Annotated in this window: 19 protein-coding genes and 1 tRNA gene; 13 read left to right on the top strand and 7 right to left on the bottom strand. The window is 67.6% G+C overall.

Annotation, left to right across the window (positions count from 1 at the left end; genetic code table 11):
* Window positions 1–4: 4 nt before the first annotated feature.
* Window positions 5–193 (bottom strand): hypothetical protein, encoded by a 189-nt coding sequence (locus tag ACQPYS_RS23275; protein ID WP_084481526.1) that lies wholly within the window; start codon window positions 191–193, stop codon window positions 5–7.
* Between the two features lie 489 nt (window positions 194–682).
* On the opposite strand from ACQPYS_RS23275, the gene ACQPYS_RS23270 reads away from it, so the two are divergent.
* Complete coding sequence (locus ACQPYS_RS23270; RefSeq protein WP_063039062.1) at window positions 683–1,426, top strand: SIR2 family NAD-dependent protein deacylase; 744 nt, start codon at window positions 683–685, stop codon at window positions 1,424–1,426.
* Here ACQPYS_RS23270 and ACQPYS_RS23265 read toward each other — a convergent pair.
* Window positions 1,391–2,719 carry a D-arabinono-1,4-lactone oxidase gene (locus ACQPYS_RS23265; protein ID WP_433490834.1) on the bottom strand — a complete coding sequence of 443 codons (1,329 nt, stop codon included), beginning with the start codon at window positions 2,717–2,719 and terminating at the stop codon, window positions 1,391–1,393. The two genes, ACQPYS_RS23270 and ACQPYS_RS23265, sit on opposite strands and share 36 nt — an antisense overlap.
* Window positions 2,720–3,342: 623 nt before the next feature.
* Here ACQPYS_RS23265 and pgm point away from each other — a divergent pair.
* The 8 genes from pgm (at window position 3,343) to ACQPYS_RS23225 (ending at window position 10,713) form a co-directional block, all read left to right on the top strand.
* Window positions 3,343–4,980, top strand: coding sequence for a phosphoglucomutase (alpha-D-glucose-1,6-bisphosphate-dependent) (gene pgm, locus ACQPYS_RS23260; protein WP_063039385.1), 1,638 nt, complete (start codon window positions 3,343–3,345; stop codon window positions 4,978–4,980).
* 575 nt (window positions 4,981–5,555) lie between these two features.
* Window positions 5,556–6,803 (top strand): MFS transporter, encoded by a 1,248-nt coding sequence (locus tag ACQPYS_RS23255; protein WP_433493112.1) that lies wholly within the window; start codon window positions 5,556–5,558, stop codon window positions 6,801–6,803.
* Between the two features lie 57 nt (window positions 6,804–6,860).
* Entirely contained in the window at window positions 6,861–7,598 is a 738-nt protein-coding gene (locus tag ACQPYS_RS23250) for a DsbA family protein (protein WP_433490833.1), read from the top strand.
* Between the two features lie 94 nt (window positions 7,599–7,692).
* A tRNA-Ala gene (locus ACQPYS_RS23245) sits at window positions 7,693–7,768 on the top strand.
* 375 nt (window positions 7,769–8,143) lie between these two features.
* Window positions 8,144–8,476, top strand: coding sequence for a WXG100 family type VII secretion target (locus ACQPYS_RS23240; RefSeq protein WP_433490832.1), 333 nt, complete (start codon window positions 8,144–8,146; stop codon window positions 8,474–8,476).
* Window positions 8,473–8,769, top strand: a complete 297-nt coding sequence (locus ACQPYS_RS23235) for a WXG100 family type VII secretion target (protein WP_433490831.1) — start codon at window positions 8,473–8,475, stop codon at window positions 8,767–8,769. The genes ACQPYS_RS23240 and ACQPYS_RS23235 overlap by 4 nt, the downstream gene beginning before the upstream one ends.
* Window positions 8,729–10,150 (top strand): hypothetical protein, encoded by a 1,422-nt coding sequence (locus ACQPYS_RS23230; RefSeq protein ID WP_433490830.1) that lies wholly within the window; start codon window positions 8,729–8,731, stop codon window positions 10,148–10,150. Before ACQPYS_RS23235 ends, ACQPYS_RS23230 begins: the two co-directional genes overlap by 41 nt.
* 35 nt (window positions 10,151–10,185) lie before the next feature.
* On the top strand, window positions 10,186–10,713 hold the full coding sequence (locus tag ACQPYS_RS23225) for a hypothetical protein (protein WP_433490829.1): 528 nt from the start codon (window positions 10,186–10,188) through the stop codon (window positions 10,711–10,713).
* A 167-nt stretch (window positions 10,714–10,880) separates the two neighbouring features.
* On the opposite strand, the gene ACQPYS_RS23220 is transcribed toward ACQPYS_RS23225, so the two are convergent.
* The 4 genes from ACQPYS_RS23220 to ACQPYS_RS23205 all read right to left on the bottom strand — a co-directional run bounded on the left by ACQPYS_RS23220 (window position 10,881) and on the right by ACQPYS_RS23205 (window position 12,709).
* The gene (locus ACQPYS_RS23220) at window positions 10,881–11,303 is read right to left on the bottom strand and encodes a creatininase family protein (protein WP_433490828.1); all 423 of its coding nucleotides are present in this window, start codon (window positions 11,301–11,303) and stop codon (window positions 10,881–10,883) included.
* Between the two features lie 16 nt (window positions 11,304–11,319).
* The gene (locus tag ACQPYS_RS23215; protein WP_433490827.1) at window positions 11,320–11,901 is read right to left on the bottom strand and encodes a hypothetical protein; all 582 of its coding nucleotides are present in this window, start codon (window positions 11,899–11,901) and stop codon (window positions 11,320–11,322) included.
* Window positions 11,898–12,272 carry a hypothetical protein gene (locus ACQPYS_RS23210; protein WP_433490826.1) on the bottom strand — a complete coding sequence of 125 codons (375 nt, stop codon included), beginning with the start codon at window positions 12,270–12,272 and terminating at the stop codon, window positions 11,898–11,900. Before ACQPYS_RS23210 ends, ACQPYS_RS23215 begins: the two co-directional genes overlap by 4 nt.
* Window positions 12,273–12,349: 77 nt before the next feature.
* Window positions 12,350–12,709, bottom strand: a complete 360-nt coding sequence (locus tag ACQPYS_RS23205) for an Rv2640c family ArsR-like transcriptional regulator (protein WP_431939995.1) — start codon at window positions 12,707–12,709, stop codon at window positions 12,350–12,352.
* A gap of 96 nt (window positions 12,710–12,805) precedes the next feature.
* On the opposite strand from ACQPYS_RS23205, the gene ACQPYS_RS23200 reads away from it, so the two are divergent.
* From ACQPYS_RS23200 to ACQPYS_RS23185, 4 genes are read left to right on the top strand one after another with little or no spacing between them, the layout of a single operon-like run.
* Window positions 12,806–13,315: an ArsI/CadI family heavy metal resistance metalloenzyme gene (locus ACQPYS_RS23200; protein ID WP_433493111.1), complete on the top strand. Its 510-nt coding sequence runs from the start codon at window positions 12,806–12,808 to the stop codon at window positions 13,313–13,315.
* Window positions 13,316–13,331: 16 nt separating this feature from the next.
* Entirely contained in the window at window positions 13,332–14,555 is a 1,224-nt protein-coding gene (locus ACQPYS_RS23195) for an MFS transporter (RefSeq protein WP_431939994.1), read from the top strand.
* On the top strand, window positions 14,552–15,634 hold the full coding sequence (locus ACQPYS_RS23190; protein ID WP_433490825.1) for a flavin-containing monooxygenase: 1,083 nt from the start codon (window positions 14,552–14,554) through the stop codon (window positions 15,632–15,634). The genes ACQPYS_RS23195 and ACQPYS_RS23190 overlap by 4 nt, the downstream gene beginning before the upstream one ends.
* Window positions 15,631–16,470 (top strand): alpha/beta fold hydrolase, encoded by an 840-nt coding sequence (locus tag ACQPYS_RS23185; RefSeq protein ID WP_433490824.1) that lies wholly within the window; start codon window positions 15,631–15,633, stop codon window positions 16,468–16,470. The genes ACQPYS_RS23190 and ACQPYS_RS23185 overlap by 4 nt, the downstream gene beginning before the upstream one ends.
* 60 nt (window positions 16,471–16,530) lie before the next feature.
* Here ACQPYS_RS23185 and arsA read toward each other — a convergent pair whose 3' ends face one another.
* Window positions 16,531–18,288, bottom strand: a complete 1,758-nt coding sequence (gene arsA / locus ACQPYS_RS23180; protein WP_433493110.1) for an arsenical pump-driving ATPase — start codon at window positions 18,286–18,288, stop codon at window positions 16,531–16,533.
* Window positions 18,289–18,465 lie beyond the last annotated feature (177 nt).

The following is an 18,465-nucleotide window of genomic DNA, read 5'->3' as shown; positions in this document are numbered from 1 at the left end:
GAGCTTATCTGAGGATTCGCAGGGCGATACCGAGGCCGAGGAGAATGCTCGCGGTGGCGACCAGTGCGGCCGCGAAGGATTGTGTGATGGCGGCGATGCTGGTGCTGAAGATGAGGCACGTGGCGAGGGCCAGCAGTGCGGTGCCCCATTCCATGCCGGCGATCCGGGTGGGTCGGTTGCGCAATGCTGTCATATCTTCGGTGTACCCGGCGGCGTGAGTTACCAAACCGTGACTGCCGTAATCACTCGGAATATGGTATCCGACCCGCGAGTCTGCCGGACGGGGAATGCGGTGGCGAGCCATGGCAGAACCTCCGTTTCGGTGGCGGTGTGGATGTGTTAACAGTAACGGATAAATCTCCTCCTGGAAACCGCTCAGCAAATCAAGAGACGGCGATCACGGCGGCGCCGGTGAAATCGTGCAATTGTGCGATGAGCTCGTGATCTTTCGGAAAAAATGCCTGTTAAAAGACTTTGGGTCGGTTTATGGGCGACTATTGCGAACAGAGGATTTCACGGGCTCTGGAAGCCGAATTGAAATGCAGCAAATTGTTTGCTAACGATTGACCGGAGCCTGTTCGAAGGCATGTGCGGTCCCGGCTGCTTAAGCTCGTGGCATGTGCAATCCAACCCCTCGGGTGACGCTGCCCCGCGCGGCGCGCGGCGGGCCGGAGGCGGGGCGGTGACCGACTGGCATGCACGCGCCGGCCGGATCGCCGCACTCACCGGCGCCGGAATCTCCACCGACAGCGGTATCCCCGATTTCCGCGGACCGCGCGGGGTCTGGACCGAAGACCCCATCGCCGAACTGCTGTCGACCTACGACCACTACCTGGCCGATCCGGCACTTCGCGAGAAATCGTGGCTCGCCCGCCGGGACAACCCCGCGTGGGCGGCCGAACCGAACGGCGCCCACCGCGCGCTGGTGGACCTCGAACGAGCGGGCCGGGCGCTCACCATCGTCACCCAGAACATCGACAGGCTCCATCAGCGTGCCGGATCCACCCCGCAGCGGGTGGTGGAAATCCACGGCAACATGTTCGACGTCGTCTGTGTGCAGTGCGACTACACCGCCACCATGGCCGCCACGCTGGAGCGGGTGGCCGGCGGTGAGGCGGATCCACCCTGCCCGGAATGCGGGGGAGTCCTCAAGGCCGATGTCATCATGTTCGGCCAGGCCCTCGATCACCGCACGCTGATCAAAGCGACGCTGGCCGCCGAGACGGCCGAGATCTTCCTGGCGGTGGGGACCTCGTTGCAGGTGGAGCCGGCGGCCTCACTGTGCGGGCGGGCGGTATCGGCCGGTGCCGATCTCGTCATCGTCAATGCCGAACCCACGCCCTACGATTCGCTCGCGACCGAGGTCGTGCGCGAACCGATCGGCACCGCACTACCCGAGCTGGTCGACCGTATCCTCGGTCGCTGACACCGGACCGAGGACCCGGTCCAGATAGGCGTTGGCGAACCGGCCGTCGGGGTCGTAGCGCCGGCGCACCGCCGCGAAGCGGTCCCAGTCGGGATAGCGGCCGCGCAGTGTGTCCGCGGTCTGATAGTGGCGTTTGCCCCAGTGCGGGCGGCCGTCGTAGCGGTCGAAGACCGCCTCGCACGCCTGGAAGAACGGCTCGTGGTCCATGCCCTGGTACTGATGCACCGCGATATAGCAGGTGGCGCGTCCGCCCGCGGGGGAGAGGAACGCGTCGTCACCCGCCACCCAGCGCACCTCGATCGGCATCGGGCTGTCGAAACGTCGCGCGGTCTCTTTGATCTCCCGGATCGCCGCGACGGAATGCTCGCGGGGGATCGCGTATTCCATTTCGGTGAAGCGGAACAGCCGGGGGCTGGTGAACACCCGGTAGGAGCGATCGACCTGGCGGCGGTAGCTGCCCGCGTAGGCGGCGCCGCGCTGGATCCACGGAATGAGCGCGGGCCGGCGGCGGGCGAGCCGGCACAGCGCGTTGAAGGCGTGGTTGGACAGCAGGGTATCGGCGAACCAGTCCACCAGCTCGGGGCGCGGCGCGGCGGGAAGGTCGACGCGGTTGTTGCGCTTGGTCATGGCGATCGGGCTGTGCGCGAACATGTAGAACTCGAAATGGTCGTTGCCGTCGATATACGAGTCCGGATCGGCCAGTACTTCGTCGACCGGGACCGGGCGTTCGACGCCTTCGAGGACGAACGAGGGGACGAGTTTCAGAGTGAACGCGGTGACCACGCCCAGGGCCCCGAGTCCGACCCGGGCGGCACGCCAGGCCTGCGGGGTGGACTCCTCGGTCAGTTCGACGATATGGCCGTCGGCCGTCATCAGTTCCACCGCGTGCAGGGCGGCGGAGATATTGGGTAGCCGGCCGCCGGTGCCGTGGGTGCCGGTGGCGGTGGCGCCCGCGATGGTCTGGACATCGATATCGCCCAAATTGGGAAATGCCAGGCCGTAGTCGTCGAGCCGGGCGTTCAGTGTCGCCAGGGTCGTCCCCGCTTGTACCCGGGCCAGACCGGTCGCCGAGTCCGCCTCGAGGACGCGGTTCATCCGGGACAGGTCGAGCAGAACGCCGTCGGTGAGGCAGGTATCGGTGAACGAGTGGCCCGAGCCCGCGACGCGGACCCGGTGTCCCTCCTCGGCCGCGCGGGCGAGTTCGGCGGCCAGTTCCGCGTGATCGCGCGGCGCGCACAGGCGAGCCGGTGTGCATTGCTGATCACCGGCCCAGTTCACCCATAACTTGGTCACACGTCCAACTCTAGGGGAAGAGGGCGGCCGATGGGGAAAAAGCGCGGAGATTCGGATTGCGGGAGCTCAGCGCCGCCGGATCGGCATCGGACCCGGTTCGGCGGTCTTGACCTGCTCGACCGTAACCGGAATCGGTTTCGATCCGGCCGAATCGATCCCGGTGCGCTCGGGACCATTTGCGGCGCCGTCGATTCGGCGGTTCCACCGCGGCCGGCCCCCTCCGCCCGATATGACGGTAGCTGCTCGTCACCGGCATCGGCATCCATCCAGGACCCGCCGGACGGTTGCCGGTGCCGCGCGAGCGGCAGGTTCACCACCCTTTCCGGCCACCCCGGCCGGGTTCGTACACTTCTCGGACCGGTAGCCGCCGGTGTGAGGTCCGGTCCGAGTGGTGGTGTGCCCATCCTGCTACCGTCGCGGCCCGGTCCGCCCGCCGGTGCGGTGGCCGGAAGGCACGGTGTGGCAACGCAGTACGGCACGAGCTGAACGCAGTACGGTACGAGCGAGAGGGGTCGGGTCATGATGGTGTCGGGAAGGTCCGGAGCACCGGACGCGGCCGCAGGGCCGTTCGGGTGATCACGATGACCAGCCGCGTGCGGCCGACCACGAAGGGAGACCCGGGCATGGCCCATAATCGAGCCGGACGGCCCGCCCGCCCCGGCGATCTGGTGGATGTTCCGGGGCTGGTGACCGCCTACTACAGCCGGGTACCCGACCCGGCCGAACCCACCCAGCGGGTGATCTTCGGTACCTCCGGGCACCGTGGTTCGAGTCTGGACGGCACCTTCAACGAGGCGCATATCCTCGCCATCACCCAGGCTGTGGTCGAATACCGGGCGACCCGGGGCATCACCGGACCTGTCTATCTCGCCCGCGACACCCACGCACTGTCCGAACCCGCGTGGACCACGGTCCTGGAAGTACTGGCCGGCAACGAGATCGGTGCCGTGGTCGATTCCCGCGGCCGCTACACGCCGACCCCCGCGCTGAGTCACGCGGTGGTGCGCCACAACCGGGACGGCGCCCGGCCCCAGGCCGACGGCATCGTGGTGACTCCCTCCCACAACCCGCCGCGCGACGGTGGCATCAAATACAACCCCCCGCACGGCGGCCCGGCCGATACCGGCGCCACCGACAGCATCGCCGAACGCGCCAACGAACTGTTGCGCGGCGGCCTGGCCGAGGTGAAGCGTGCTCCGCTCACCCGGGCGATGGACTCGGTGCAGCGCTACGACTACCTCGACCACTACATCGCCGACCTCCCCGCGGTACTGAACCTGGATGCCATCCGGGGCGCGGGGATCCGGCTCGGCGCCGACCCCATGGGTGGTGCCAGCGTCGACTACTGGGAGGAGATCGGGCAGCGCTACGACCTCGACCTGGAAGTGGTGAACCCGAGTGTGGACCCCACCTGGCGGTTCATGACGCTCGACAGCGACGGTCAGATCCGGATGGATCCCTCGTCCCCGCACGCCATGGCCTCGCTGGTGGCGATCCGCGACGACTACGACATCTCCACCGGAAACGACGCCGACGCCGACCGGCACGGCATCGTCACGCCGGACGGCGGCCTGATGAACCCGAACCACTTCCTCGCGGTGGCCATCGAATACCTGGTGGCCAACCGGCGCGGCTGGGACGCGCTCACCAAGATCGGTAAAACCGCGGTCACCTCCTCGATGATCGACCGGGTGGTGAGTGTGCTGGGCCGCGACGTGTACGAAGTCCCGGTCGGGTTCAAATGGTTCGTGCCGGGACTGTTCAGCGGCAGCCTCGCCTTCGGCGGTGAGGAGAGCGCGGGCGCATCGTTCCTCCGGATGGACGGCACCGTATGGACCACCGAGAAGGACGGAATCCTGCTGGCCCTCCTGGCCGCCGAGATCGCCGCGGTCACCGGGCAGAGCCCCTCGACCCGCTACCACGAACTGGAACGCCGCTACGGCAGCCCCGCCTACGCCCGGATCGATGCTCCCGCCGACCCCGCCCAGAAGGAACTGCTCGCCGGTCTCAGCTCCGAGCAGGTGACCGGCGACGAGATCGCGGGCGAACCCATCACCGATATCGCCACCCGGGCCCGGGGCAACGGCGCCGCGCTGGGTGGACTCAAAGTGAGCACCGAGAACGCCTGGTTCGCCGCGCGGCCGTCGGGCACCGAGAACAAGTACAAGATCTACGCCGAGTCCTTCCACGGCGCCGAGCACCTCGCGCAGGTCCAGGAGGAAGCCCGGGAGATGGTCGGGCGGGTACTGGCCGACGGGTAGCAGCGGGGTCGGGGCCGGTCCGGGTCGACGCCGCCCGGATCGGCCCGGGAAGACGCCGCCCGGGGCCGATCGAGGAATGGGACCCGGAGCCGGGGCTGCTCGCCGGGTAGGGCGAGACGACGAGCCCGGGCCGGCCGCGAAAGATTCCCCGAGCCGGGGTCGGGCGATAGTGCGGTCCGGCGAGCGGGCCGGTCCTGAAAAAGGATCGCCTGGAGCCAGGGGCCGGCCAACAGTACGGGCTGCGCCGGCCCTGAGATGAGCGCCGGGAAAGGGCAGGGAGCCGGAAGCGGCCGTCTCGCCCCCGCGACCCCCGCGGACCGCTCCTCTCGGTGAACCCCGCGCCGGCGCGGGGAATTGTCGGGTCCACCCCGGCGTTGACTGCCGGGGTGAGTGGTGAGGCCCTGGCAGATGATCGACCCGGATCCGGGAACGCGCACGGAACGGGTGGGCAGGTCGGGGGGCGAAAGCCGGGATTCCGGCGTCCGCGCACGGTTCGGCGGTCCCCGAATACCTCGGGCAAGCCGCCGCTACCCAGCGAGATATGGGTGCTGGTCGGCGCCGCCTTCTGTATCGCCATGGGGTTCGGCCTGGTGTCCCCGGTGCTGCCGCAGTTCGCGCTCAGCTTCGGGGTGGGCGTCGCGGCCGCCTCCGCCATCGTCAGTGCCTTCGCCGCCATGCGGCTGCTGTTCGCGCCGGTCAGCGGCCGGCTCGTGCAGTTGCTGGGGGAGCGGCGGATCTATCTGATCGGCCTGCTCATCGTGGCGATCTCCACCGGCGCGAGCGCCTTCGCCCAGACCTATTGGCAGCTGATGGTGCTGCGCTCGCTGGGCGGGGTCGGGTCGACCATGTTCACCGTCTCGTCCATGGCGCTGGTGATCCGGCTCTCCCCACCGACCGAACGGGGGCGGGTCACCGGACTGTGGTCCACCTGTTTCCTCATCGGCGGCCTGTCCGGCCCACTGATCGGCGGCGCGCTGGCCGGCTTCGGTCTGCGCGCCCCCTTCCTCATCTACGCGGTGGCGCTACTGCTCGCCGTCGCGGTCGTCTATTTCAATCTGCGCGATTCCCGCATCACCGAATCCGACACCGGCCGCGATATCGCCACCGTCAGCTTCCGGCAGGGGCTCGCGCGCCCCGAGTACCGGGCGGCACTGTTCTCCAATTTCGCCAGCGGAGCCGCGGTGTTCGGGGTCCGGATGGCGCTCGTTCCACTGCTGGTGGTCGAAGTGCTGGGCCAGTCGGCCGGGATGGCCGGTGTCGCGCTCACCGTGTTCGCGGCCGGCAATGCCACCGTGCTGTTCTTCTCCGGGCGGTTGTCCGACCGCTACGGCCGCCGCCCATTGCTGATCTCCGGTGCGCTGGTGTGCGCCGTCGGCACCACCGGCCTCGGCCTGGCACCCACCCTCACCTGGCTGCTGGCCACCTCGTTCGTCGCCGGTATCGGATCCGGCCTGCTCACCCCGGCCCAGCAGGCCGCCGTCGGCGATATCATCGGCAACCGCGCCCGCGGCGGCACCATGCTCGCGGGTTTCCAGATGGCCCAGGACCTGGGCACGGTCCTGGGGCCGATCGTGGTCGGTGCCATCGCCCAGCGGTTGTCCTACGGCGCCGGTCTGGCCGTCACCGGTTCGCTGCTCGCCGGCGCCGCGCTGGCCTGGCTGATCGTGCCCGAGCCGATGGATCGCGCGCCCGCCGCACCGGACCCCGACCGCGCGACCGTGTACTCCGGCGTCTCGCTGGCGAAGACCTCCGGCGCCGACTCCACCGTCGTGGGCCGCCCCGGCTCCACACCGGCCGAGAGCGGGTCGGAAAACCACAGCTGACCCGGACCGCAACGATTCGTGCGTGACCGGTTCGCCCGGATGCGGCAGAGTGGTCGCGTGAGCAACAAGCCGTCCGATTACACCCCGCGGCCGATGTCCAACCGGACCACCTACGCCCTCGGCGCGCTGGCCCTGGTCCTCATCGCGCTGATCGTCGTGTTCGCCTACCGCTGGGGCGGCGACCAGCAGGTCGAGGTCCGCAACGAGGGATACGGCACGGTCCGCGACGAGGCCGTCACGGCAGCCCTGCAGAGCGACGGCGGCGTCCGGCTCGGCCGCCCCGAGGTCCCCAAGACGATCGAGGTCTACGAAGACCCCATGTGCCCGTCCTGCGGCACCCTGGAAACCCTCTACGGCCAGGAAATCGCACAGAAGCTGGACGAGGGCAAACTGGCCGTCCACTACCGCTTCGTCAACTTCCTCGACCCCAAATCGTCCAGTGGCGACTACTCCACCCGCGCCATCGCCGCCCTCCAGTGCGTCGCCGACTCCGGTTCCGGCGTCACCTACTCAAAATTCCACGACACCCTGTTCACCACCCGCCAGCCGGACGAAGACTCCGAACTCACCGACGACGAACTGCTCACCATCGCGACCGAATCCGGCGCCACCGGCCCCGCCCGCGACTGCATCACCGGCGGCGCCCGCCGCGGCCAGGTGACCGACCAGGCCGCCGCCACCCTCGACGCCCTGACCGCGGCCCTCGACGGCGCCGCCGCCACCCCGAGTGTGTTCGACGGCACTACCAAGATCGACGTCAACGAGCCGGAATGGGTCCAGCACCTGGCACCATGACCTGGCCGTTCACCCGGAATCCAGGCGATTTGGTGCCCGGCGCACCCGTGGTGTAACTTCGTTCAGGCAGCCGGGGAACCGGCGGCAGATATCCGGGGCTATGGCGCAGCTGGTAGCGCACCACACTGGCAGTGTGGGGGTCAGGGGTTCGAGTCCCCTTAGCTCCACCAGGGGTTATATCCGTTCGGTATGCCCGATTTGACTGGTTTTACGATACTTTTCGACGACACTGACCCTCACACCGAAATCCCGGTGTGAGGGCACTTTTCTTGTCAGTGTGGTCGTCACCGGGCCGGGTCCAGCGGCTCCTTTCGACGATGCACTCTCCCGCTATGTGTCACCCAAGTAGTGCCGATTGTGTAAAGACGAGTTGCGCCTCGCGGCCCGTTCGGCGGCCGGCGGCGATGCGTACAGGCCAAGCGCGGACATATTGACAGGCGAAGAACGGTGATGGCATCGGCAGCAGTATCAATCAGTGCTGTACCTCCCGGAAGAGTCCGTCACGTGCCCTGAGTGTCGAGACCGATTCTGGTAATTTCGCGGGCATGGTCGATTCAGGGGGAAATCCGAATCCGTCCGGTGAGATCCAGGTTGTGCCCGAGGAAGTGCGGGCGGTCGGTCGATTCGTTGCAGATATCGCCCGGAACCTTCGCGCGGGGTTGGATTCCGCCGGCACGGAGGTCGATGCGCTACTCGCGGATGGGTGGCGCGGTGACGCGTCGGACGAGTTTTCCGGTGGCTGGACCGAGCTGCGCGACGGCGGACTGAAGATTCTGCAGGCGCTGGATGGGATGGCGGAGGAGTTGGGGGTGCAGTCCGATGCCTACGAGGGCACCGATGGCGGTACCTCACAACAGTTTTCGAGTTTGAACCTGTGAACCCGGAGTTCGCGGTCGATCTCGAGCGTCTCGACCAGTTGATCATCCGGCTGGCGAATCTGGCGGGTCATCTGACCGAGCAGCTGGATCTGATCGATGACAAGGTGGCGAGCCTGGACGGAAACTGGGAGGCGCTCGCCGCCGCTGCGTACCGGGATGCGCATGCGTTGTGGTCGGTCGGAGCTCGGGAGTTCGCGACAGGTTTGGCCGACATCAGCGATGCCACCCGCGCTGCGCACGACGGGTACCTGCGTGGGATCGAAGTCAATCGCCGGATGCTCGGAGGCGGGTGAACCGCCGGTGTGGGTGAACTGGGAAACCTATTACGAAGCCGCCAAACAGTGCCATACCCTGGCCGGGGAACTCCGGGTCGCGGACAAACCGGTGCACGACGCGCTAAAGGGCGACTGTGCCGGGATGGCCGGTGACGCTCCTGGATGTAAACAGTGGGGCGAGGCGTACGATGCCCATGCCCTGGCCACCTTGCAGACGTGCACGAATCTGGCGGACGCGCTGGAGAACTTCGGATACGTCCTGTACGCGGTCGGCTACAACCACTGGTACCCGGACAAGAGTAAACCGCCTCGCCCGCCAGTGGGGGAGGTGATGATCCATTCGGTACAGGTTCCGACCTCGGTCGCAGACAACGGCGACGGGCTGCGCCACGACGGCGGGGTCGAGGAGTTCTTCGGCCAGCTGTCGAGCACGATCGCCGCGCAGTTCGGCAAGCTGCCCAACGGCGAGATCGACAAACTCGCCACGGCGGGGACCGTGTGGTCGACGTTCGCCGGCCACGAGGCCGTCACCGGTGCCGCGTCCCGGATCGCCGGTATAGCGGACATGCTCGCCGGTATGGATGAGCAGCGCACCGCGCAGCTGATCTCCGATCACTTCGGCACCCTGAAATCGGCGGCAGAACAGCTTTCGTCCACCACACAGTTGATGGCCGCGCCGGTGGCGAACTACCGCACCGCCACCGTCGATGTCAGCAACGAGATCACCGGTGAGGTCAACACGCTGCTGATCCAGATCGGTGTCATAGCCGCCGCCGCGGTCGCTGCCTCATGGCTGAGTTTCGGTGGCAGCCTCGCCGCCGGCACCGCGGGTATCGCCGGCACCGTCACGGCCACTGTGAACACCATCCGCGGCCTCTACCAGGCCAGCCGCCTTTACCGGCTGCTGGGCGTGACGGCTGTCGCCGCGACCGCGGTCGGTGTCGTGAAGGAATTCGATGCCCTGCCCGACCTCAACCCCATCTCCGCGGCCCTGGCCGGAATCATTGCGCTGCGCGTCAATCTCGACGACGACGCCAACCCCAGCGAAGGCAGAGACGACGGATCGACGTCTGTGGCCAAGACCACCGAGGAGAAATCGCAGGCCGTCAAGGACGTCGTGACCGACGAGTCCGGAACCTTGATCGGCACCGAGGACGCGACCGGCGTGCAGATGGTTTCCCAGAAGGAGGTCGATGCCGCACGCACCGAACTGACCGAGAAACTCGGTCCGCCACAAGTGAAGTCCACTCCCAAGGGCAATATCGAGGTCTGGGAGGTCTCCGGTGACCCCAAATCGACGGTGACGTATCGTCCGTTCAGCAAATCCGGCGGGCCGACACTGGACTTCAACGACGTTCCCGGAGTGCCCATCAAACGCTGGCATATCCCGGGTCAGTAGCCTGATCGCCCCTACTGTCAGACAAGGATGAGCGCGTGCAGACATCGGCGAACCTGGAATACGAGAGGTCTTCCTTCATCAATTTCCGGGACTTCGACTTCGAAGACGGGGGAAACCCCATGCGGCAGTGGATCGATATCAAGCGGTTCACGATCACCGCATCCGTCGGTCCCGACCACGATCTGCTGGCCGCGCTGATCGGCAACGAGTACTTCCGCGACGACTACATCGGCGGCGGAGTGGATCCGGTAGGCGTATGTCACGGCCCGTACTGGATCGAGAGGATCACCCCTGAGTCCTATACACCTGTGTCAGCCGAGTCCGTGGTGGCGCTGGTGACCCGATGGGTCGACCGGTGTGGAGTCGTCCCGGACGCGCTTCGTCGGGTTATCGAACGGGAGGTGTTCATCCCGGCACGCGCCGCGACGAGCATCATGCTCCTGCCCTGGCTGGGGGACTCGGCGGTCAACGACTACGGGTTCATCCACACCGAATTCCACGAGATCGTCACCATTGACACGGCAAGCCGCACCCTTCGACTGACCGTCGCAGCCGATGACTAGAGACGTGACCTCGACGTCAGTGCGGCGACGCTGACGATGCCTACTTCGAGCCTATGAATTGTTGCGGCTGGCTCCGATCCGGAGGCCGTGACGCGCCTCGGTGACCCCGATCGGATGCGCCTCGAACAAACCGGGTCAATGCTCTGTGGTTCATTCGTCGGCCGAGTTCAGGCGAGAATCTCCGTTACCTGCCGAGCGTAGCCAGGTGGCCCGCGAAGGACTGGGCGAGGCTTTCCAGCGCCGCTTTGCCCTTCGTCGCGTCGGCCAGGGACGGGCGGCCGGATGATCCCGTTGTCGGTGTATTCGGTCATGCCGGTGACCAGGAGGTGCGGGCGGTCGCTCGCTTCGTGATCGCCTGTCCGGTAGCTGTCACGGACCAGGTCGGGGCGGGCGTACAGGAGCAGGGAGGTTTCCAGTTCGCCGCCGTGCATGTCCTCGTGGCCGGTGGTGGACATACCGGCTGCGCGGCGGGCGGCGTCCCAGTCGGCGCGGCCGGGGAACAGCGCGAGGTGGCGGCCCTCTACGTTGGCCTGCTGGGTGATGTTGGACAGTCCGCTGGACTTCCGATCTCGGCGGACCGGTGCAGCCATTGTCGGTGGGTCTCTCCTACCGGGTCGACCTCGTATGGGCGAGTCGAAATGCGCTGCCCATATGCCGTCTCGTCGCCAGGATCTCCTGGCGTGCGATATGGGAGTGCAGGGTTTTGTTGGTGAAGTCGGCCGGTACGAATTTCTGTGCGGTGGAACAGAGGACGACGAACACGAGTTCGTAGTCGAACCAGCTGAGGAATTCGGCTTCGCCCACCCTGCCGTTCCGGTCGTTGTCACGCCACCGCAGGTAGTAGTCGGTCAGGATCTTTCGGCCGTTGCGCAGGTCCTGCCGGATCACATCGGCGGACAGCTTGATCTGCGAACAGGCATCCCGTGTGGCTGCCGCGAATCCCTTCTTGGTGTGGATGACGTAGGTCTTCTTGCGGGAGTGGTCCACCTTCAGCAGGTCGAACAGTTCGACCTTGCCGCGGTCCCACTGGGCGAAGATGTGGTCGCCCATGTAGAAGTCCTGCACGTCGGCTTGGGCGAGGTTGTAGGCGTATTCGTCGCAGCCGGACCAGTCGAGGAAATTGACCTCGGCTCCGAGATACACGGGGTTGTGCTGGGCGAAGACCTCGACCAGGAAATCGTCCCTCAAAGGGTCTGTCCAGCATCGGCATGTTCGGTCACTCCGGTGGCGGATTCACCACCGCCGAGACCATGCTCGCCGACCAGCGCATCAGCGCGGGCGCCGATCTCGACGGCAGCATGGCTTACTCCCAATCCGCCCGCGACTTCGGCCGCGCCGCCGACGAAGGCCTGGACCGGCCGTTCCTGCTGATGAGCGCCGGCGACCACAGTCTCGACACCGACGCATCCTGGCAACAGTTCCGCGGCTACCGCTGCGGCCCGCTCTGCCAAGTCCACCTGCCCGACGGCGAACACTTCAGCTACACCGACTACCAAATTCTGCTGCCCCAGCTGGGCGGCGCCGCAGCAGCATTCGTCGGCACCATCGACCCCGCCCACAGCGGCCGAACGAGCCAGTGTGAGAAGTGCGGGAAACGAGAGACAGAGGCGGGTTGTTTGCTTGCGTGCGGTAGTTATTACCGGCAGCAGTTGGGGTCGAGGACCACGCAGAGTGCTGCCAGCGCGTCGCGGTGGACGCGGTGGATGACGCTCATGCCCTGACGTTCGGAGTTCACGAGCCCGGCCTTGCGGAGCTGGCCGAGGTGGTGACTGACCGTCGATTCCGACAGCCCGACCGCGTCGGCGAGTTCCCCGCCGTTGCGGCCGTCCTCAGGGCTTGCCAGCAGCAGTGACATCAGTTTGACCCGGACCGGGTCGGCCAGAGCTTTGAGCCGGAGCGCGACGTGCAGGGCGGCCTCGTCGTCGACCGGGCCGGCCGCGACCGGCGGGCAGCACAGCGGGGTGGTCATGTCGATGACGGGTAGCGCTTTGGGCATGAAATCCATCCTACTCACGATGTTGACTTATGTCGAAAAGGTGGCAGACTGGCCGCTGTCAATCTTTCGATATATGTCACACAGGTGGTGATCATGATGTCACGTGTTCAGCTCGCACTCAACGTCGACGATCTGGAGCAGGCCGTCGAGTTCTACTCGGCGCTGTTCGGCGTGCCGCCGGCCAAACGCAAGCCCGGTTATGCGAACTTCGCGGTTGCCGAGCCGCCGCTGAAGCTGGTGTTGATCGAGAACCCTGGTCAGGGCGGCAGTGTGAACCATCTGGGTGTGGAGGTGGAGTCCTCGGAGAAGGTGCATGCCGAGATCGCGCGGTTGTCGGAGGCGGGGTTGTTCACCGAGGAGCAGATCGCGACGACGTGTTGCTTCGCCACGCAGGACAAGGTGTGGGTGACCGGACCCGACTCCGAGCGGTGGGAGGTCTATACCGTGCTGGCCGATACCGAGCACTTCGGTACCGAACCGAAGTTCGCCGGGAAGGAGGACGGGGAGGCGGTGCAGGCGTGCTGCGGCACCGGCGATTCCACACCCGAGCCGGAATCGGAAAAGGGGTCGACGGTGGCATGCTGCGCCCCGGCCGCCACCAAGTAGAAGCCCGGGTTTCGGGGTGACCGATGTGGAGACCGCGCCCGCGGCAGCGGTGGACGGATTGCCGCGGGCGGGGCGGCGCCGGGTGCTGGCGGTGCTGTGCCTGACCCAGATATCGAGTTGGGGGATCCTGTATTACGCGTTCCCAGTGCTATCGGCCTCGATCACCGCCGACACCGGCTGGTCGACGCCGACGATCACCGCGGCGTTCTCGATCGGTCAGCTCGCGGCCGCGCTCACCGGGATCCCGGTCGGCGTGGTCATCGACCGGACGGGCCCGCGGCGGGTGATGACCGCGGGATCGGTTCTCGGTGTCTCGGCGCTGGTCGCGATCGCGGCCGCGCCGAACCTGGCCGTGTTCTACCTCGGGTGGCTGGCAGCGGGGGTGGCGATGGGTGCGGTGTTGTATCCGCCGGCGTTCGCGGCGTTGACCCGCTGGTGGGGGCCGCAGAGCGTGACCGCGCTGATGATCCTGACCCTGGCCGGTGGCCTGGCGTCCACGGTGTTCGCGCCGGTTACCGCCGCCCTGGATGCGCATACCGAGTGGCGTGCCACCTATATCGTTCTCGCGGCTGTGCTCACGGTGCTGACGGTCCCGGTGCACTGGTTCGGGTTGCGGGCGATATGGCCGGATCCACCGGCCCCCGCCGAGGCCGCCCACGCCGACCACAGCGGGATCGCACGCAGCCCGCGTTTCGCGGCGCTGGTCGTGACAATGTGTTTGGCGGCGTTCGCGAGCTTCGCCGGCATCTTCAACCTGGTCGAGCTGCTGCGGGAACAGGGTTTCAGTGCCGGCCTGGCCGCGACTGCTCTCGGGCTCGGTGGCGCCGGGCAGGTGTTGGGCCGGGTGGGGTATCTGCCGCTATCCCGCTACACCGGTGCCACTACCCGCACCGTGCTGGTCCTGGCCGCCCTCGCCGTATCGACGGCCCTGCTGGGCCTGGTGTCGGCAGTGGTGGTGTTGATCGCGGTGGCGATCGGAGCCGGGCTGGTGCGCGGGGTCTTCACGCTGATCCAGGCCACCGCGATCACCGACCGGTGGGGCACCACCCATTACGGGCGCCTGAACGGGTTGTTGTCGGCGCCGGTGGTGATCGTGTCCGCGCTGGCCCCGTGGGCGGGCACGGTGCTGTCGGCCTGGACCGGCAGCTACGCCAACGCCTACCTCGTCCTCGGCGTGATCGCCGCCCTCGCCGCAGCGATCGCCCCTCTCACCGCAATCACCAAGAAAGAACTATTGTGACAAGCGAATACGCATACGACGCGGTGGTCATCGGCGGCGGCCAATCCGGCCTTGCCGCCGCCCACCACCTCACCGGCCAAGGCCTGAACACCGCAATCCTGGAAGCCACCGGAGAGGCGACCGGGTCCTGGCCCCACTATTACGACAGCCTGACCCTGTTCTCACCCGCCCGCTACAGCACCCTGCCCGGACGCAGATTCCCCGGTGACCCGGACCGGTATCCGCACCGCGACGAAGTGATCGACTATCTGCGCTCCTACGCCGCCGGCCTGGACACCGAGATCCACACCAGCACTCCCGTCGAGTCCGTAACGCCCTTCGGCAGTGAGGGTTTCACGATCAACACCGGACCGGGCGCGGTGTTCACCGCGCCCCGGGTGATCGCCGCGACGGGGTCGTTCGGTTCCCCCTTCCTGCCGGCGCTTCCCGGCCGGGACGAGTTCGCCGGCCGGGTCCTGCACGCCGGCGAATACCGCACCCCGGCCGAGTTCGCCGGCCAGCAGGTGGTTGTGGCGGGTGCCGGGAACTCCGCGGTGCAGATCGCCGCCGAACTCGCCGAACACGCGCAGGTCGTGCTGGCCAGTCGGGCGCCGGTGAAGTTCGTGCCGCAGCGCCCGCTGGGCCGGGACGTGCATTTCTGGTTCGCCGTCACCGGTTTCGACGCTGCCCCGCTGGGCCGGATCGTGCAGGATGCGCCGACGCAGCCGGTGTTCGATAAAGGCCGTTACCGCGCCGCGCTGGCGGCCGGGAAGCCGCCACGGCGGGAAATATTCACCGCATTCGTGCCAGAGGGTGTGGTGTGGCCGGACGGCACCCGCACTCCGGTGGATGCGGTCATCTTCGCCACCGGTTACCGGCCGCACCTGCCTTATCTCACCGGAACGGGGGCCCTGGCCGAGACGGGGATTCCGCGGCAGCGCCAGGGCCTGTCGCTGACCCATCCAGGGTTGGGTTTCCTGGGGTTGGAGTGGCAGCGCACCCCGTCGTCGAACTCGCTGCGCGGGGTCGGACGGGACGCGGCCTATCTGGCCCGGCGCCTACGGCTGGCGGCGGCACACCGCCGGGAGCCTGCGCGATGACCACCGCACCGATGGACACAGCCCTGCAGGGGCTGGTTCGGGGTGGTCGCGTGATCTCCGCCGACGTTACGCCGATCACCTATCTGGTCCGAGGCGCGGGCCCGGTGCTGGTGGCGGTGCACGGTGGTTTGGGTAGCGCGGTGAGCATGTTGCCGCTGGCCGGTCGCCTCGGCGAGCACTACACGGTCGTGGCAGTGAACTGTCGCGGCCACGGTAGCTCCGGGGACCCGCGCTCGGCCCCGGATATCGCGCACGAGGCCGCCGATATCACCGCGGTGATCGACGCGGTCGGGCAGGTCGAGGTGGTGTTCGGTTACTCCTTCGGTGCGGTCCTGGCCTTGGAAACCGCGCTGCGCGCACCGGATCGGGTGCCACGGCTGGCGGTCTATGAGCCACCGTTACCGGTCACCTACCCGATCCCGGATCTCGCGACGGTGGATGCGGCGATCGCGGACGGGGACTACGAGCGCCTGATCCTGGACGCCTCCGCGGTATCGGGTGGGTTCTCCCCGGCCGAGTTGGCCGCGCTGCGCGCCGATCCGTTGTGGTGGCACAAGGTCGCCCAGGCTCCGACCCTGGCCACGACGCTGCGGGTACTGGCCGGTGTGGACCCCGACGTAAGTCGCTACGCCGCGATCACCGCGCCGACCACGGTGATCACCGGCACCACCAGCGCCGATTACCTCCTTACCGCCGCGGACCTGCTCACCGCCGCGCTCGCGGATCCGACCCGTACAACGCTGCCTGGCCAGGGCCATCACGTCGACCCTGGTGCGCTGGCTGCGGCCCTGGTTCCTGGCCCGGAAACCCGGGCGGGTGGCGCGGTCGGCAGATGAGGTGACCGGCCCACAGTGCAGCCTGGGGTGCACCTGCCAGGGTTGTCCGCGGCCTGGCGGTCACGCCGGTGAGGAGGTACGACCGAGTGCGCCGAGGGCGGGGATGCCGACAGGCTCGCCGGCGAGGGCGGGGATGACCGCGTAGCGGCCGGTGTGGGTGGTGACCTGCTGGATCTGGTCGAGTTCGGCGGTCGCACGGCGGCGTAGCAGCGGGTCGGTGGGTGCTGCGGCGGCGAGGCTGTTGTCGATGACCCAGGCCCAGGGATGGATACCGGCGCGTTCCAGATCGTCGCGCAGCTCGGCGGCTTCGAGGACGGGGGTGGTCTCGGGCAGGGTGACCAGCAGAACTTTGGTGGCTTCGGGGTCCTGCAGTCGCATCAGTGGGGTGATGAACCGGGTGCCGAGCGCCATCTGGCGCACGATGTCGCGATGGTAGGAGCCGGTGGCATCCAGCAGCAGCAGGGTGTGGCCGGTGGGTGCGGTGTCGACGACGACGAACCGGCGCCGGGATTCGGCGACGATATGTGAGAACGCCTGGAAGACCGCGATTTCGTCGGTACACGGTGAGCGCAGGTCTTCGGCGAGGGCAGCGCGTCCGGCGTCGTCGAGGCCGGCGCCTTTACCGGCCATGACCCGAGCCCGGTAGTCGGCCACGGCCCGGGCCGGGTCGATGCGCGAGACCCGCAGGTGTTCCAGGCTGCCCGCTACGGTTTCGGTGAGGTCGCCGGCGGGGTCGGTGGTCGACAGGTGTACTTCGTGGCCGTGTTGGGCCAGCGCTACCGCGACCGCTGCGGCCACGGTGGTTTTGCCGACCCCGCCTTTGCCCATGCACATGATCAGGCACGGTCCGTCGTGTTCGATCTGCTCGATCAGCGCGGCCAACGGCGCATCGGCCACCGCTGCCACTGCCGGCGGGACTGTCGTCGCGGCGGTGACGGGCGGGGTCGGGTCGAACAGAGTGGTCAAGGCGTCGACACCGACGATATTGGTGGCCTTCAGTTCGACCAGATCACGGGGCAGTTCCCGGACGGTGGCGGGCATGGCCTCGATCGCGGCGCGCTCACGGCGGCGGGTCGCGGCCACGAGCGGGTCCCTGGAATCAGCGGTCTCGGGTAGTACGCCGTTGATCACCACGTACTGATCGGACAGCCCGACAGTGGCCAGTTCGGTGCGGGTGCGGGCGATCTCGGCCAGCGTCGAGCGTGACGGGCGGGCCACCAGCACCAGGCGGGTACGGTGCGGGTCGGCCAGCGCGGCGACCGCGTCGGCATAGACGGCTTTCTGTTTGTCCAGCCCCGACAGCGGGCCCAAACAGCTGGCGTCGCCGCCGCCGGTGAGGAATTCGCTCCAGCTGCCCGGCAACTGCAACAACCGGATGGTGTGGCCGGTGGGCGCGGTGTCGAACAGCACGTGGTCGTAGTCGCTGGTTTCGTCGGTGAGCAGGGCGGTGAACTCGTTGAACGAGGCTACCTCGGTGGTGCACGACCCCGACAACTGCTCGGTCATCGACGCGATATCGGTCTCCGGCAGCATACCCCGCAGCGGTGCGAGGATCCGTTCCCGATACGCGGCCGCCGCCTGTTCGGGGTCGATCTCGAGCGCCCACAACCCCGGCACATCCGCGATGGCGGTCACCGTGTTACCGACCGTGAGGCCGGATACCTGTCCCACGTTCGACGCCGGATCGGTCGATACCAGCAGTACCCGCCGCCCCGCCCGCACCAACCCCACTGCCGCCGCGCAGGCGATCGAGGTCTTGCCCACCCCGCCCTTGCCGGTGAAGAACATGAACCGCGGCATACCGGCCAGAAACTTCATCTCACCCACCGTGCCCGATACCTCCACCCGAGCCGATACCGACAACCACTCCGGACCTGTGCGCTTCATTCGATCGCACTCCCGCCTCGAGCGGCAGGGCCGAACGTCCCTTCCGACCCACGCCGCACGGGCCAGGAAACCCGTCCGGGAAAGTCGTAGGGGCCTGGCCGGTCGACC

Source organism: Nocardia grenadensis (genome assembly GCF_050942415.1).
GTDB lineage: Bacteria > Actinomycetota > Actinomycetes > Mycobacteriales > Mycobacteriaceae > Nocardia > Nocardia grenadensis.
This window is presented reverse-complemented; position numbering and strand designations above follow the sequence as displayed.

Coding starts and splice junctions, on each gene's coding strand:
- ACQPYS_RS23205 (WP_431939995.1), bottom strand. CDS start 12,709: ATGCCCAAAGCGCTACCCGTCATCGACATGACCACCCCGCTGTGCTGC.
- ACQPYS_RS23200 (WP_433493111.1), top strand. CDS start 12,806: ATGTCACGTGTTCAGCTCGCACTCAACGTCGACGATCTGGAGCAGGCC.
- ACQPYS_RS23275 (WP_084481526.1), bottom strand. CDS start 193: ATGACAGCATTGCGCAACCGACCCACCCGGATCGCCGGCATGGAATGG.
- pgm (WP_063039385.1), top strand. CDS start 3,343: ATGGCCCATAATCGAGCCGGACGGCCCGCCCGCCCCGGCGATCTGGTG.
- ACQPYS_RS23185 (WP_433490824.1), top strand. CDS start 15,631: ATGACCACCGCACCGATGGACACAGCCCTGCAGGGGCTGGTTCGGGGT.
- ACQPYS_RS23255 (WP_433493112.1), top strand. CDS start 5,556: ATGGGGTTCGGCCTGGTGTCCCCGGTGCTGCCGCAGTTCGCGCTCAGC.
- arsA (WP_433493110.1), bottom strand. CDS start 18,288: ATGAAGTTTCTGGCCGGTATGCCGCGGTTCATGTTCTTCACCGGCAAG.
- ACQPYS_RS23240 (WP_433490832.1), top strand. CDS start 8,144: ATGGTCGATTCAGGGGGAAATCCGAATCCGTCCGGTGAGATCCAGGTT.
- ACQPYS_RS23220 (WP_433490828.1), bottom strand. CDS start 11,303: ATGGCTGCACCGGTCCGCCGAGATCGGAAGTCCAGCGGACTGTCCAAC.